14 protein-coding genes are annotated in these 16343 nt (G+C 48.4%); 2 read left to right on the top strand and 12 right to left on the bottom strand.

All coding sequences use genetic code 11. From position 1 onward, the window contains the following. Positions 1-44 precede the first annotated feature (44 nt). The 9 genes from mglC to AB432_RS03920 all read right to left on the bottom strand — a co-directional run bounded on the left by mglC (position 45) and on the right by AB432_RS03920 (position 11276). Positions 45-1064: a galactose/methyl galactoside ABC transporter permease MglC gene (mglC, locus tag AB432_RS03960; protein WP_048031131.1), complete on the bottom strand. Its 1020-nt coding sequence runs from the start codon at positions 1062-1064 to the stop codon at positions 45-47. Positions 1065-1082: 18 nt separating this feature from the next. After that, on the bottom strand, positions 1083-2600 hold the full coding sequence (locus AB432_RS03955) for a sugar ABC transporter ATP-binding protein (protein ID WP_048031130.1): 1518 nt from the start codon (positions 2598-2600) through the stop codon (positions 1083-1085). 83 nt (positions 2601-2683) lie between these two features. Further along, positions 2684-3730: a galactose ABC transporter substrate-binding protein gene (locus AB432_RS03950; protein ID WP_048031129.1), complete on the bottom strand. Its 1047-nt coding sequence runs from the start codon at positions 3728-3730 to the stop codon at positions 2684-2686. Between the two features lie 125 nt (positions 3731-3855). Beyond that, positions 3856-4842: a substrate-binding domain-containing protein gene (locus AB432_RS03945; RefSeq protein WP_048031128.1), complete on the bottom strand. Its 987-nt coding sequence runs from the start codon at positions 4840-4842 to the stop codon at positions 3856-3858. Further along, on the bottom strand, positions 4839-6608 hold the full coding sequence (locus tag AB432_RS03940; RefSeq protein ID WP_048031127.1) for a cache domain-containing sensor histidine kinase: 1770 nt from the start codon (positions 6606-6608) through the stop codon (positions 4839-4841). Before AB432_RS03940 ends, AB432_RS03945 begins: the two co-directional genes overlap by 4 nt. A gap of 3 nt (positions 6609-6611) precedes the next feature. After that, positions 6612-8216: a response regulator gene (locus tag AB432_RS03935; RefSeq protein WP_048031126.1), complete on the bottom strand. Its 1605-nt coding sequence runs from the start codon at positions 8214-8216 to the stop codon at positions 6612-6614. A 69-nt stretch (positions 8217-8285) separates the two neighbouring features. Beyond that, a complete protein-coding gene (locus tag AB432_RS03930) occupies positions 8286-8771 on the bottom strand; it encodes a tetratricopeptide repeat protein (protein ID WP_048031125.1) in 486 nt (161 codons plus the stop codon). Positions 8772-8846: 75 nt separating this feature from the next. Further along, complete coding sequence (locus tag AB432_RS03925) at positions 8847-10085, bottom strand: membrane protein (protein ID WP_048031124.1); 1239 nt, start codon at positions 10083-10085, stop codon at positions 8847-8849. A 36-nt stretch (positions 10086-10121) separates the two neighbouring features. Then, positions 10122-11276, bottom strand: a complete 1155-nt coding sequence (locus AB432_RS03920) for a HesA/MoeB/ThiF family protein (RefSeq protein ID WP_048031123.1) — start codon at positions 11274-11276, stop codon at positions 10122-10124. A 497-nt stretch (positions 11277-11773) separates the two neighbouring features. Between AB432_RS03920 and AB432_RS03915 the strand changes: the two genes are divergently transcribed. Both AB432_RS03915 and AB432_RS03910 read left to right on the top strand, forming a co-directional pair. After that, the gene (locus AB432_RS03915) at positions 11774-12331 is read left to right on the top strand and encodes an RNA polymerase sigma factor (protein WP_048031122.1); all 558 of its coding nucleotides are present in this window, start codon (positions 11774-11776) and stop codon (positions 12329-12331) included. Continuing rightward, positions 12328-14028: a DUF4179 domain-containing protein gene (locus tag AB432_RS03910; RefSeq protein ID WP_048031121.1), complete on the top strand. Its 1701-nt coding sequence runs from the start codon at positions 12328-12330 to the stop codon at positions 14026-14028. The genes AB432_RS03915 and AB432_RS03910 overlap by 4 nt, the downstream gene beginning before the upstream one ends. A gap of 51 nt (positions 14029-14079) precedes the next feature. Here AB432_RS03910 and AB432_RS03905 read toward each other — a convergent pair whose 3' ends face one another. The 3 genes from AB432_RS03905 to AB432_RS03895 all read right to left on the bottom strand — a co-directional run bounded on the left by AB432_RS03905 (position 14080) and on the right by AB432_RS03895 (position 16258). After that, positions 14080-14775, bottom strand: coding sequence for a heptaprenylglyceryl phosphate synthase (locus AB432_RS03905; RefSeq protein WP_048031120.1), 696 nt, complete (start codon positions 14773-14775; stop codon positions 14080-14082). Positions 14776-14792: 17 nt separating this feature from the next. Continuing rightward, on the bottom strand, positions 14793-15083 hold the full coding sequence (locus AB432_RS03900; RefSeq protein WP_007717484.1) for a YerC/YecD family TrpR-related protein: 291 nt from the start codon (positions 15081-15083) through the stop codon (positions 14793-14795). 119 nt (positions 15084-15202) lie between these two features. Further along, complete coding sequence (locus AB432_RS03895; protein WP_048035684.1) at positions 15203-16258, bottom strand: DUF3048 domain-containing protein; 1056 nt, start codon at positions 16256-16258, stop codon at positions 15203-15205. Positions 16259-16343: the final 85 nt, after the last annotated feature.

The following is a 16343-nucleotide window of genomic DNA, read 5'->3' as shown; positions in this document are numbered from 1 at the left end:
ATACGCGGTCGCTCATCCTTGAGCAAGCCTCGAAAAAGGTTTTCTTATTTTTTCGCCAAGTATTTGCGAATGTCAAAAGCAACGGCTGCCACAATGATAAGTCCTTTAATGATGAGCTGCCAATACGGGCTGACTCCGATAAACGTAAGACCGTAGTTAATGACGCCAAAAATGAGGACACCCGCAAGCACACCTGGAACGGTACCAATTCCGCCGGACGTCGATACTCCACCTACCACACAGGCTGCAATCGCGTCCAGCTCGTACATGTTTCCGTAGTTGTTCGTCGCGCCACCAGTCCTTGCTGCCTCCAGAACGCCTCCGAGTCCATACAGGGCACCAGCAATGGCATAAATAATCATGAGGTTGAAAGCGACGTTGATCCCGGAAACAGTGGCGGCCTGCATGTTGCCTCCGATGGCGTACATGTTTTTTCCAAGCCGTGTTTTGTTGAAGATCACCCAGACGATGAACGCAACCATGATCGCAATGATGACGATATACGGAATCGAATACGGGCCACTCGGGCCGATGTACCCGGTCCCAAGCTGATTAAAGTCACTGCGCAGTCCAGCAATTGGCTGGGATTGATTGGGCTCCATATCAAAATAGATGGAGTTGAACCCGTACACAATGACCATCATGCCCAACGTCGCGATAAAAGGGGGCACACTAAAACGAGACACAATAATGCCGTTGATCAGGCCAACCAGCAAGCCCGCAGCAATCGCGATGAGAATAGGGATAAGCAACGGCAAATCGGGTAGATCCGGGAAAAACCTCCGGGGATAGTCTTGGCTTTGCAGCATCGAGGCGGAGATGACAGCCGTCAACCCGACCACTCGCCCCGCTGAAAGATCCGTTCCGCCTGTAATCAAAACAAACGCAGCACCCAAGGCAATAATGGCGCGAGTTGAGGATTGCAACAAAATATCCCGAAGCGTTGTAATGGAAAGAAAATTGGGATCGTAAATCGCGATTCCCGCAATCAACAAAACCAGAACGATATAGATGGCATTTTGCGTAACAAAGCCTTGCACCTGTTTAGCAGACAACGAAGACATGCCTGTTCCCCTCCTTTCTCATGCAAGATGCTTGGTAGCCAGCCGCATGATCTCTTCTTCGGATGCCGCTGTACCTGACAAAAAACCGGAGAGCCTACCCTCGCACATGACCATGATTCGATCTGACATTCCCAGCAACTCCGGCATTTCCGAGGAAATCATGATGATGCCTTTTCCCTGGCTCGCCAGCTCCGCGATGATGGTATAGATTTCGTATTTGGCGCCGACATCGACTCCACGCGTAGGTTCGTCCAGCAATAAAATATCCGGATCAGTCAAGAGCCACCGCGCCAGCAGAACCTTTTGCTGATTGCCTCCTGACAGGTTTTTGATCAGAGCTTTCATAGAGGGAGTCTTGACGCGGAGCATCTCAATGCTGCGGCTGACATCCGCTCTTCGCTTACGTTCATTGAGGAGTAGAAAAGGTGTTTGGTAACTGGCCAAATTCGCAATGACCGTATTTTCCAGAATCGATAAGACAGGAATGATGCCGGTGACTCGCCGCTCCTCCGTCAAGAGCGCCATTTTGTATTTCTTCGCATCCTTCGGTGATTTGATCCGTACCTCCTGACCGTTGATCGACACTTTTCCTGCTGAAACCGCGCGCAGTCCAAACAATGCCTCAATCAGCTCTGTTCGTTGTGCGCCTACGAGGCCACCTACTCCTAAGATTTCACCTTTGCGCAATTCAAACGACACGTGCTGAAAGGACTGGGAAAATGGAGAGCTCAGCCCCTCTACCTTCAAGATCGGTTCTCCTGGCATATTGGATCGACTCGGGAAACGCTGTGTCAGGTCCCGTCCGACCATTTTGGAAATGATCAGATCTGTCGTCAGCTCGGCTGCACGCCATGTTCCAATGAGCTTGCCATCGCGCATGATCGTTACGTCATCCGCAATCCGCAAAATTTCTTCCATCTTGTGTGAAATATAGATGATGGCGACACCTCTGCTCTTCAGCTCGCGGATGATCGCAAATAGCTGCTCCACCTCGTTACCCGTCAGGGAAGATGTCGGTTCGTCCATAATGATCACTTTGGATTGGTAGGAGACAGCTTTGGCAATTTCAAGCGACTGTACCTTGGATACAGACAAGTCACGGACAACAGCGTGCGGATTCAGGTCCATCCCCAGATCAGCAAACAGCTTCTTTGTATCCACAAGCATTTTTTTCTCATCCACAAACGGAAAAGGCCCGATTCTTTTGACAGGAAAACGTCCTAGCCATATGTTTTCCATGACATTGCGAAAGGGCACCGGATGCAGCTCTTGATGAATCATGGAGATGCCGTGTCCCAGCGCGTCCTTTGAACTGCTCATCGTCACCCGCTCATTGTTTAATACGATTTCCCCCGCATCTGGCCGATAAATTCCGAAGAGACACTTCATCAGGGTGGATTTGCCTGCTCCATTCTCTCCCATCAGTGCATGGACTGTTCCGGGACGGACTTGTAGCGTGACATCATCGAGTGCCTTGACCCCCGGAAATTCTTTATGAATGTGGTTCATTTCCAACAAAAACGCATGCTGGCCCATGTGAATGCCCTCCTTTTTGCAAAATCATCCCCATCACTGAAACAGGAGAGTCGGATTCGTCTCTTCACCGACTCTCCTGCTTCTTATTTCGCGTCGTTCATGTTCTCCTTGGTGATTTTTTTGTAGGGCACCCATACGTACTTGCCGTCCGTAATGTCAAAGCCTGTGGAATCTTTCGTTGGCGTTTCACCCTTCGCCAAAGACGCCGCGATGCTAAGCGTTGCTTTTCCCTGGTTATTCGCATCGTTGAGGACCGTTCCGAGCAAGGTTCCCGCCTCTAGCTCCTTCAGTGCAGGCGCTGTGGCATCCACGCCAACAACGGGCATGTACTTGCCATTGGCAAAGTAGCCGGATGCCTTCAGCGCTTCGATTGCCCCCAGTGCCATATCGTCGTTGTTGGCAAGAACGGCTTCGATCTTGTCACCGGAAGCTGCGAGGAAGGCGGCCATCTTTTCCTGCCCTTTGACGCGATCCCACATGGCCGTATCTTCGGCGACCTTCTCTACTTTAATCCCTGCATCTTCAATCGCCTTCACCGAAAACTTCGTCCGCAGCTCAGCATCCTGATGCCCTGGCTCGCCTTTTAACATGACGTATTGGAGGACGCCATCCTTGTTTTTATCTGCTTCCGGATTTGCCTTCCAATAATCGACAATCAACTGCCCAGAGATCGTGCCGGATTCCTCCGCTTTTGCTCCCACGTAGTAGACCTTATCCCACTTCTGCATATCCTCTGGCATCGGCTCACGGTTGAAGAAGACGACAGGAATATTGGCTTGCTTCGCCTTGTCGATAAGGACGCCAGCAGCCGTGCGATCCACCGGATTGATGGCGAGGGCATTTACCTTTTTGTTAATGAACAAATCCACTTTGTCATTTTGCGTAGGCTGGGCATTTTGGCTGTCTACAACGTCCACTTCCGCTTTGCCCTCCGCGGCCTTCGAAATCGCATTGCGCACTCCCGTCATGAACGTATCATCGAACTTGTAGATGGCGACTCCGATTTTGGGATTCCCCGCAGGAGCAGCTCCTCCCCCCGAAGCTGTCGGCTGCGAACCGCCTGATTGTGAGCATCCAACCACCGAGAGTGTAACAGCGGCCACCAGTGTAGTGGCAATCAGCTTTCTCATTCGATAATCCCCCTTTATCCCCTATGTTTACATCTGATATACACCAAATGTAAGCGTTTTCCCATATGTCTTCCATCGAAAATCCTGCGCATTTTTATCAAAATTCTCACCTGTTTTTCGGTGGCTTATTTTACGAAGGGGAAGAGGAGCTTTTGATTCTCCGACCAGAACATATTCTCCCTATCGATTACTTTTGTTCCCGTGTCGACCAGACTGGGCACTGCTTCTCCGTTGCTCGCTTCGACTGCGTACTTGACGCCGAGATATCCCATCGATAGCGGCTTCTGGATGATCGTCGCGGAAATGATTCCTTCCTGCAAATACTCCAGCACTTCAGGCGGACTGTCGATTGCTACAATCTTTACTTTGTCCCGCAGCCCGCAGTTTTCCATTTCCTCGGCCACACCGATCGCAGTACTGGCATCGAGTGCAATCACTCCCTTCACCTGCGGATGCTTGCGGATCAATTCGCGCGTCCACTCACCGATCTGCTTTTTATCCAAGGGAACATTTTCGTTGGCAATCAGTTCAATCTGCGTTTCCCGTGGTAGCAAATCGAGGACGCCCTGCTCTCTTCGTTTGGCATTTGTCTTTACCCGATCTGTGCCGAGCAATGCGATTTGTCCCTTTTTTTCAATCAGGTACACCATTTTTTCGAATGCCTTCATGCCCATATCGTAGTTATCTGTCCCAATGTAGCTTTTGACGGCTGAATCTTTTCCGACTGTGTCGAGTACAAGAATCGGGATGGCCCGCTCTCTTGTCAGCTTGATGGCTTCTCGCAAAACTCGATCGTCACTAGGTGCCACCACGATTGTCTCGGAGCCATCTGCGATTGCCTGCTGCACCAGCTCCATTTGCCTACTGGCATCCTCCTCATAGTCCGGCGCGTAAAAATTCAGGTTACGCTCATATTCCTTGGCAGCCATCTCCGCCCCGAGCTTGACCGTTCGCCAATAATCACCGTGCTTCATACGGACGATCAGCGCCACTGTCTTTTTCTTGTCTACTTCCCCATCCGTAAGCGGAGCACTGCACGAGTAAAAAAGCGTCACCGCTGCCAAAACGACCAACCCGTATACGCTCAAACGTTTTACCGCTGCTGTCCTCATAAACGATCTCGCTCCTCTGCAACCTGGCGCGGAATCCACACACGCACAACAGTCCCCTCTTCCTGTTCGCTCTCGATTTCCAAACCGTACTGTTCGCCGAAGGTCAAGCGGATGCGTTCCTGCACATTTTGAATCCCAACGCCCGTGCCTTCTTCGCTTTTGTAAAAGCCAGCTTTTACTTGTGCGAGAACATCAGGGGACATGCCCAATCCATTGTCGCTTACCTGAAGTAACACCTTGCCGTCGATGATTGCTGCCAATATGCGAATCCGGCCCGGATCAGCCAAATGCTCAATCCCGTGGTAGATAGCGTTTTCCACAATCGGCTGAAGCAGCAACTTCAGCGTCAGACAGTTGAGCACCTCATCCTCATCCTCATCCTCGACCACGATCTCGTACTCAAATTTTTGCTTGTACCTCATTTTTTGAATAATAAGATAATGACGCACATGCTCGAGCTCTTCTCGCACCGTGATAATGTTCTTGCCTCTGCTCAGGCTAATCCGAAACAGTTTTGACAACGAAGTAATCGTGGTGATGACATCCTCGTTTTTTCCGTTGCCGACCATTCTGACCACAGAGTTCAACGTGTTGTATAGAAAATGCGGATTGATCTGTGCCTGTAGCACCTCCAGCTCGCTTTTTCGTTTGGCTTCCTGTTCCCGAATGATCTGGTGCATCAATTCCCTGACCTTCGCGACCATCAGATGAAAACGCAAGGAAAGCTGTTCGACCTCATGGCTTCCCCGGATCGGTTCACTCTCCGAAAAGTCTCCCTGCTCCACCCTTTCCATGGACCGCTCCAGCAGCTTGATCGGTCGTGATATTTTCGCAGAAAGATAGTGCAGTACGAACAACACAATAACAATCACAAAGATGAGTAGCCAAAAAATGAAGCGACTGATTTCTTTTTTGGTCGTCACAATCTCGTCCATGTAGGACACCCCAATGATTTTCCAGCCTAGCTGATCAATCGTCTTGATGGTGATCAAACGCGTTTCATCCTGCGTCTCTTCTACATAGCTGCCGTAAGAATGCTTCAGCGGCAAGGAACGGTTTTCATTTTTCAATCCGGCGTAAATCAACTGCTGCTGCGGATGGTAGACGATGTTCCCGACCAAATCGATGATGTAGACGTACCCCTTTTTCCCCAAGCCCACTCTCTGACAGAGCTCATCGATCTCCTTGAAATTCACATCGACTAAAAGTACGGCAGGAATTTCTCCATCAGGTCCATGGAGAAGAATTTCCCGACTCATCGAGACGACCCAGGTGTACTCCCCTTTAAACAAGTTCTGGATATGCGGGAGCGAAAAGGACAGGTTCGTCGGGTCCTCGATCGCCTTCTGGAACCAGCTCTGTTCCGTCAAACGAGTGTTACTCCTCAGTATTTTGGAAGGAGTTGTGGCCAATAACGTTCCGTCTCGTGTAAAAACCGCAATGGAGACGATATCCTTTCTCGTTTCTACGATGGTCTCAAGCTGTTCGCTCAGCTTGTCTGCCGTGAGTCCCTTGCTTCTTCTGATCTTGTCATCGACGAGTTCGAAAATTTGCGTCATCCCATTCAAATAGCTGTCCAGATTGTATTTCACCTGCTCCAGGATTTGCTGCGTGTGCAGATAGGCGTTTTGCTCTGCCGTCTGCGCAAATTTTCCGTACAGCATCACCCCGACAAACAGCATGACGAGTACCGTCACGAGTGTAAAGGAAGTGGTAATGATAAATTGAATGCCTTTGACCTTGATCACCGAGAGCAATCGTTTCATCGGTTAGTCTTCCTGCTCGCTCTGACTTCGGTACTCTTTGGCGGACATACCTGCATACTTGCGAAAGCTGAAACTAAAGTAATTGGGATCGGTATATCCGACTTTCTCCGCGATTTCAAAGGACTTCAAATCGGTCGTCCTCAAAAGCTCCTTGGCCTTTTCCATGCGCAATGACAGGAGATAGGACACAAAGGTGGTTTTCGTCTCTTTCTTGAAAATACCGCTAAAATAACCGAGGCTGATGTGCAGATGTTCGCACACCTTGTGGATGGATATATCGGGAGAATGATAATGCGCGTGGGTGTAGTCCAATGCCTGTGTGATCAATCGCCTGTACGTCGTTTGCCGTCCGCTTGCGATACTCGCCATGAGGCGCTCACAAATATCTGTGATCTGTTCTCGGGCATCCTCCATACCGGTAAAAGTCGTCATGACCTGCAACAGATAACGTTGTCCGCCAAACAGTTGATCCATGTCAACTTCGGCACGATGGGCAGTCTTCAAAATGGTCGTCATAATCTCCAACAAATAAATTCGGTAGTCCTCGAGGGATACGGGTACACCCTCCACCTGATCAAACAATTCATCAATCACGTTCCGAAGCTCCGTACTCGTCCCCATTTTGATGCACCGAACCAATTCATGCTCCCTTCTCTCATCGAGGCGTATTTGCTCACTCGCTTGCTTTTCCACATCTTGGATCACAATCATCCTGTTGCAGCCGAGGATGCTTTTGTAATCGAGTGCCTGCATGGCGTCCTCATACGAGTAAGGGAGTGCCGCTATATCGGTCACGACGTTGCCAATTCCGATCGTTACCGTGATGCTCATATATTTTTCAATCGTTCGCCTGATTTCTTCTGCGATATTTTGTGTTCGCACTTCTATTCGCTGCGTGTCGTCTACTTTTGCTCGCATGAGCAGTACAACCTGATCTTCATGGAGAAAAACGATTCCCGCCTGTTTTCCTACGTTCAACTGCTCTTCTGCAATATTTTTCACAGCGAAAAGAAAAAGCTGCTGCTCCTCCTGCTTGGGCTGGTCTACACAGATGACCGCCACGAGATATTCGGGACTCCTGAGCTCTATCCCGTATTCGCATGCTTTTGAAAAAACATCGTTCTGTACGAGCTGACGACTCAGCAAAGATGATAAAAAAACCTCCCGCAAAACCGGCAAGCTTTTTCGATAGCTATCGCGCAGTAACTGAACGTTTTCCCGATGGGCCGCCTCTTCATCCATCCGTCTCTTGACCTTATCCAGTGCTTCCATCAGTTCGCTCGTGGAAAACGGCTTAAGTACATATTCATCAATTTGCAGCTTCACGGCCTTTTGCGCGTACTCGAACTCATCAAACCCAGTCAGGATAATGATACGAATGGCAGGGAACTCGCGCCCGATGGACTCTGCCAACTGAAGTCCGTTCATAAAGGGCATCTTGATGTCGGTGACGACGACGTCCGGTCGCAGCCTCTCTACCAGTTCCAATGCCTCTCTGCCGTTTTCTGCTTTGGCAACCACCTCGTATCCGTGGCTATGCCAGTCAATTTCTTGGCTAACCCCTTCTCTTACATCTTCTTCGTCATCTACCAATATCAGCTTATACATAGGCACCTCCCGCTGTTGTACTTGTACAACGGGAGGCGACTGTTTTCCTGCAAATGGAAAGGTATGGCGCTACCACGTCTTATTCAGGTCATCTGCATAGAACAGAATCGCTTTTTGATAGGCCAAAATCGTAGGATCGCTTGAGGTTTCTGCGAGGTTTTTCAGGAGGAGATTCATGGCTGCGTGGTGCTTCCCAAGATTGTAATACGCCATGGAAAGAAAAATCGGAAAAGAACGATCATCGGGGAACTGCTGCATCCCCTTCGCGAGCGTAGCTGCTGCCTGCTCGTATTGTCCCAGCGTGCGATACGTACTGCCCAGACCGAGTAATGCCCCTTGCAGGTCTTCTTCGACAGACAGTCCGAGCTCAATCGCTTTTTCGTAAAAGGGAACGGCTTCCTTCTCCATTCCGGCTGCGTCGTGGCACCACGCACATTGATAATGGGCGACAGGATCAGTCGGGGATTGGCTAACGAGCTGAAGGGCAAGCTGGATCGCTTCGTCCAGATGCCCCTCTTTTCGCAGATGAATAATATTTTGGATCATCGGGTTCATGTGAGCACTTCCTTTGCCTCGGTATCTCTCTTCCCCCTAGCGTAACAGGACAGCTTGGCAAGGTGAAGACGCAAATTATGTGCCCTGCAAGGATTTTGCTCGCTCTCTTTCGCTTCTCTGTTGTCGATAGGCTCTCATCCACGACCAGCCTAATATGAGAAACGGAACCAGAACCAACAGGATCAACAGGATGCCGTCCCAAAACTCCCACGAGTGAAGCGGAGCGTTTTTCATATCGTCGGCGATAATCCAAATGAAATCAACCGCCATGCGTAGCTGATACTGGACAAAGAACCAGATTCCCCACACCGATCCAATCAAGTAGACCCAGCTATACCAGCGGATGACTCTTTTCTCATGGTCGGCTACGTACTCCCATTCCTCCTGCTCATCCTGCGTCAAGGAACGGAATTTCGCTTTTAGAAACAGGCGTGTATTCACCATCAGATTGGAGCATTGGAACTTGGTTGCCAACACGTAATACAAGTCGGTCTGCATGAAAACCATGAACTGAAAGGCCAAAGCCATGAGCAGGATCACATTCAGCATACGAATGAATGCTTCCATGAAGGGCACAAGCGTCAACCAGCCTTGATCATTGGCAAACAACAGAATCACACCGATTCCCATAAACATCGCATCCCAGGACATTCCCGCCAAAAACGCCCTGTATCTGCGCTGTGGCTCAACGAGAACAATATTGGACATGTTCGTCTCTGCTACGGCAAAAACAAGTCGATGCCCCAGACCGATACGACTACCGATCCCCAATGATCGAGCCGCCATCAAGTGGGCCATCTCATGGAAAAACAGAAAAACCCACGTGGCCAAAAAAGAAACCACTACCGAAACCGTCACGGAAGAAGAAACAAAAATATCGGAATAGACCGGGATATACTTGCCCGTAAACACACAAATCAAAAGACCTGTGACAAATAAGATACCGTATAATCCAAAGGCAACACGGTTAAAGAAAAACTGACCCGTACCCTGCTTGATCCAAGAGAAATGATCCACTACTGGTACTGGTTCGTTGACAACTTCTCCATCTGCCATATACACAAATTGATAGGAAGCAATTAAATCCTGAGCAAAGTCAAGCACATCTACCGGTTCGCCCAACTGTTCTTCCATGATCGTCGCGACTTCATTGATGCTCTTCCCTTCATCCAGCATATCGATGATCTCGACACCAATGGCCGGAAGCACAATGAAATTGCTGATATCTGTTCGCCCAATGAGGATCTCTTCCTCGTTTTCCGCCCGTCGCGCAAGCGGGTGCATCTTGAGAATGCTATCTCCCGAGATATTCAATTGACAGACACCTTCCTCTCTTACAGGAACGACTCTTTACTTTGCGAGCACTTCACTTCTCTTGATATGAAAAATCGGCTCCGCTCCGCTGCCACCTCCGCAAGTCGGGCATTCGGCTTCATTTCGCTCCCACTCAAAAAACACGCTCTTTTCCAACGTGTTGAAATCGAAAATGATAAATTTGCCCGCAGATTGTACCGGAGCAATTCCTGTCAAATACCTGATTGCATCGGAAGCCATCATTCCCGTAATCATCATGGTGTTAGGCGCAATGGTGGCGGTAGGCAGAATAAAGTTGGTATCGAGCAGCCTTTGGATCAACTGCGGATAGTCCTCAATCTGTCTAGAACGATGCAAATGCATGCAGTCGATACAGCCTGTCTTGCCCGGTTCTACCATGAAGAACTGTCCTTCGATGAGGTTGAATCCACCAGCAATGAACGGGATTTGCAGCTTGGTGCAGGCATGATTCACCCATCTCTGCAAAAAGAAAAAGGGCTGATCGGCTGCAAGCATCACGAGGTCACTACCGGCAATAACCCGCTCCACGTCTTCACTGGACTTGATTTGCATCGTCTCCGTTTCAATCAATACCTCAGAATGAAGCCTTCCGATGAAATCACGTGCCGCTTCCACCTTCAAGCGACCAATATCACGCTCGTTAAAGACCATTTGCCTGTTCAAATTGCTGAGCTCTACTCTATCAAAATCCACGAGCTTGATATGCTGGATTCCGGCTCCTACCAGATTGACCAGTAGCGTAGAGCCAAAGGCACCCATCCCTAAGATCGTCACTTTTTTTCTACTTACCTGTTCCTGTAGCTCGCTTGGACTTTGATTGAGATCGGTAAACAAGGAGAAGTAGCGGATATTCGCTTTATATCTTTCCTTTTGTTCCGAAGTCAGGACGGAAGCCTCTTCCTTCGCCTGATCCATCAGGAAGCCCAAGCCACTCAGTGATTCCACTGCTTCCGATATTTCTTCATACGTAATTTCAGGGTAATCGACAACCAATAATGTATGTATGTCACCGACAGTACGAGTGCCATCCATCAGTTTGATCATCTTGCGGATGGACCCATTCTCGTCTTCCAATTCGAAGGTATAGCCAGGAGCCTCCCCCAAGCGGATCATCTTCTCTGTCACTTCATAGACGGGATGCACTGGTTTAAATAAAGGACGACGTTCCATAAAACTCCTCCCAATGGTGGGGTTCGCTAACCCGGCTCATTTTAGATGAAAAAAGGGAATAGCTCGTGTGCTACTCCCCCTTTTCTTAAGAGAATTAAGCTGCTACTGCAGTAGTGCGAACGCTTTCAACTTTTTTCGCTTGGATTTTCATGGATAGTTCCTCCTCTCTATGATCGAAAATGAAGACAAGTTCATTATATTTCATGAATTTACAGAAATCTACAAATATTAGCAAAATATTATATATTTTGGTAATATTTGACTATTTATTTCGTACGCAATAGGATTTTCCTTCCATTTTCTATTAAAATTCTTAAAGTTCCTTCTTTTTGGAAAAGATTTATATCGTTTTTGGAAAATCGCCCTGATTTTGGGACGCTTTCCTTTTGGGATTCGTAGTACTAGTATGTAATAGGAAAATTTCACCAAGATCACTTTTGTTTGATCAAAAAAGGAAAAGCTGCGCAGCGAGCCTTTTTTGCCTAGGGGGAGCACAAATGGAGGAAGATCGAGTGATCATCGGGCGGGTCTTGCAAGGAAACAAAGACTCCTACTCCGAGATCATTTCCAGATACCACGGAAAAGTAAGTTCCATTCTTCGTAAAATGCTGGGACACACACCAGATGCCCAAGATATCGTGCAGGAAATTTTCATCAAGACGTACTACCATTTACCAGAATATAAAACAAACTACGATTTTTCTGCATGGTTGTACCGGATAGCAGCCAACCACTGTCTGGACGAGCTGCGTAAACGCAAGCGAAAGCAGCAGCTCACCGCCAGCGAAGAGATAGAACCAGTGGATAGCCATACACCGGAGGTTGCCTTTCTGAATAAGGAGGGTCAGCGCCTGTTGCGTCAAAGGATGATGTCCGTCGAAGAAAAGTATCGGATCGTCCTCGAAATGCGCTACTTCGAATCATTGAGTTGTGAGGAAATCAGCCATCGGCTGTCGATTCCGTCGAGTACTGTGCGGACGCGCCTGTCTCGTGGAAAAGACAAGCTCAGGGAAGCAATCGGGCATGCAGGGCAAAGGGGGGACTTTCATCTATGAAATGCTTAGATAAAGGGCAAATTGCTTTGTATCTATACGACCTTCTTGAGCCAGAGGAAGCCGAGGTCATGGCCGCCCATTTGGAAGAATGCCGTCATTGCCAGCGTAAGTTGAAGCAGGAGCTGGATGAGCTGGAGGACCCGGAAGAATCACTGGCGACAGCCGAACCGTCCGAAACAGTCATTCATGACATCATGGCGAATCTTCCCCCTTACCCTATACACGTTCTGAAACGATCAGAAAGACAAAAATTACAAAAAAAAATCAATTGGAAAAAAAGGAGTCTGGATATCGTGAAAAAAGCAACGATCGCCGTAGCAGGAATAGCAGCAGTCGTCTATTTTGGAACACTTACCTCGCCTTCTTTTGCAACATATGTACATGGTTTGTATGCCTCTACCATCAAACCTCAGATGAAGCAGACGCAAGAGAGCAGCCTTTTTGAAACACTAGCCTCCACAAACCTCCTCATCCAACGTGGCCTTCAAGAAGGCTATAACAAAAAAGTGGATCTGAAAGCTGTCGATAATGGAATGACCCTTGAAGTAAAAGAAGTCATGGCGGACTCAAGGGATGTCAGAATTCTATTTACCATCAAGGATCAGAATGGAAAACCAATTGAGGATCTGTTCTCTCGTGTTTTGCAGGACGAAGGTACATCCTATGAATTGAAAATAACAGATAAGGATGGCAAGACGTATACAAACTACGATGAGGAATTTCAAAACGGGCATAATGATTTGATATCAGTAAAAGGACAGAGCGAGCTAGTTATGCTCAGTCGTCCCATCCAAACGTTTTTTAGTGATACGAGCGAGATTCCAGATGAATTGATCATCGATCTTGTGATCAAGGATGTCGAAGGCCTTGACGGAAAATGGAAGGTTACCTTTCCGATTGACATTTCCAAAGCGAAAAAAGACACAAAAATTGTTCCCATCCATAAACAATACACTGCTCCAAATGGCGAATTGATTGATCTCAAACAAGTCATGGTGACACCAGGCCAGATGGAATTCGTCATCGAGAACACCTTGGCAGAGTATACCTCTCAGGATCTTACCTATGAAATTGTGGATGATACGGGAGAGGTGCTTGCGAAATGGAGCGAAATGGACCGAGGGAACAAGGAGAGGTACCCGCAGCCATATTACAAAAATGTAGCCAGAAACTATGATGTCCGTATTGTCGATGACTCACCTACAGGCAAAATCGTTAACTTTCTCACATTTCACTCCTTGCCAACGGATAAAGACCTGACCTTTAGAGTGGGAGCGACCTATCAAACCACTCCCGCAGACTTTGAGCAAAAGCTGTCCATTGATGAGATGAAAAACAAGCCCGTCACAACAGAACATGATGGAAACGTGTTCACCTTCTCGAATTTTACGGTAAAAGAAGAAACGATTCGGAACGAGAAGAGAATGAATGCAACGATGCAACTGGATGCAACCTTGGCACCAGGCGTTGCAGACGTAAATAAATTTGCAGCAGTTGATGAAAATGGCAATAAATACATCGGCTATTTCGAAGGCTCACTCACAAGAGATGCAAAAGGCAATATTGTCTTGAGCGGTCCACTCGATTTGGTGAAAGATCTGAAAGCTATCCCGAAAGAACTGACTTTTACAATTAAAGAGCAATTGATAGAAAACAAAGATGTCGACTGGAGCGTAACCCTTCCCTTGAAAAACTAAAGCAAACATGAAAAACCACCTCGCCCAATCATAAGTTGGGGAGGTGGCTTTTTAGTTGCTTGTTCCCTTAACGGCCTTCACGGTAGCCAATGCAGCAGCGAGATCATCATAAATGACATTCCCTACAACAACCGTATCTGCAATCGCAGCCATTTCTGCCGCTTGCTCAGGGTTACGAATCCCGCCGCCATAAAAGAGGTGGGCTTCACCAGCGCCTGCTTTGGCAGCCTTTACGATTGCCGGATCGCCGTATGTACCGCTGTACTCCATGTAGACAATCGGCAAACGACAAATGTTCGTCGCTACCTGCGCATACGCTTTGGCCTGCGAGGCATCCGCAATCGGACGTGCTTTCGTCAGTTGTGCTACGCCCGCTTCTGGATTGGCGATGATATATCCTTCTGTAATGATCTCATCCCAATGAATATAAGAGCCAAACGCTTGAAGCCCCGATACATGCGGAGCAAAAATCCAGTCTGGATCGCCAGCGTTCAGTACGAGCGGGATCAAGTACGAATCAAATCCCGGCACAACCGCATCCAGCGAGGAAATCTCCAGGACAGCCGGTACTGCATAACGACGCAATCGCGACATCAATTCGAGTGTATTGTCATAGGTCACACCGTACGTGCCGCCTACAATGATCGCATCTGTTCCGGACTCGCAAATCGCCTCCAAGGCCTCGTCATCGATTGTTTTATCCGGGTCTAGTTTAAATGTATGGCGCCAGCCACGATAGTCAATCAACGTTGCCTGCCTCCTAGCTATTTTCCGATCCGCTCAAGCGCCATCTGATATCCGTCATTTCCATAGTTCAAACAGCGTTTGACGCGAGAAATGGTCGCCGTACTTGCGCCGGTTTCTGCTTCAATCTGATTGTAAGTAAAGCCCTTGCGGAGCATTCTCGCCACTTCCAGACGCTGTGCGAGCGACTGCATTTCGTTCACCGTGCACAAATCGTCAAAAAATTGATAGCACTCTTCCATCGTTTCCAGGGAAAGAACAGCTTCAAACAACTGCTCGAGCCCTTTTCCTTTTAATTTTTCCAATTGCATGTCTGTCACCTCTGTTATATAGTCCGTCTTTCGAGCGGTTTCTCACTGTACAATTTTTAAGCACTAAAGCTTCAACAATTATCTTAGAAGAAACCGCCTTCATCCGCAAGCCCTAATCCTTACTGGAACTTGAGCGACTTCGACAGACCCGGTGAGTTCGGCAATATGGACACCCATGTATTTCCGGGCAAAAGCGGTACTTCTTGCGTCAAAGCCGCGTCCTCATAGGCACGGATAACTCCATTGCTTCGCTTCCATTTTATCTTGCGTGCTTTTCCTTGCTGGAATATATAACCGTCTCCCGGACCGATTACATCGACCGATAGACGCCCTTCTTTATCCAGCACGCGGTGTTTGGCAGAGATGACCAACAGATTGGTCGTGGACAACTGTTTCTTGTCACTCAAGTCCAAATGCGGCTTGCCTGCCGTAAAGCGCATGTATTTCTTTTGCTCGGCATCATATGTAAAAGCAGCTTTATTCAATGAGTGGAAAGTCAGATCTACCTGTGTAGCAGGCTCGCCTTCCTTGACCTCGGCATCCTCCGGCAGGAACGTGAAGTGAGGCACCTCTGCCGTTTGACGCATCCCTTTATCCTGCATCGCTTTTTCCAAGAGTTCTGGCTTGGTGTACAGGTTATGTGGCATTTTGCGGAACTTTTCTCTCCAAAAGTATTGACCGTTCGGGATTTCATCCAGATGACTGAGGTCTTTTCGCGCCAAGGTTTCCAGTGCATCCGGACTGCCTCCCGCGTGAACGAGGACCGCATCAAAACCAGTCCCGATCTGGATAAAATAAGGGCGGATACTGCGGACAGGTCCGATTACTTCCGGTTTTTGGCTTTGGAATATCGCAAGAAAGCGGGTCATTTCCCCTTCGGACAGTACCTCATAAATCATGTCTGCTTTGTTGATGCCTGTTTGTGGACGGGCGGGCGGAGCATTGTTGATCATCACCATGATGGGTCGTTTGCTCCCCAGGTTTTCGTGACTGCCAAGTCCTGTCATCGGTGCCCTATACGCATACTCGATGGGCTGATTCGTTTCCGGTGGCGTTTGCACAATCGGATCAGGTATCTGCGGACTAGGTTGGGTGTCCACCGGCTTTTGTCCGCAAGCGGTTGTTACGAGCATGAAGGCTAGTACCATGAGAGACGATTTGACTGTTCGTTTCATATGAATCGCTCCTTTCGATCTCTCGTTGTCTTTTTTTCCCTGTTTCTTTTTCCAGAACGATACAGGGGAATCCTGCTTCCACACG

This window comes from Brevibacillus brevis (assembly GCF_001039275.2).
GTDB classification, from domain to species: domain Bacteria; phylum Bacillota; class Bacilli; order Brevibacillales; family Brevibacillaceae; genus Brevibacillus; species Brevibacillus brevis_C.
The sequence above is the reverse complement of the archived record's forward strand: the minus strand, read 5'-3'. Positions and strand labels throughout refer to the sequence as shown.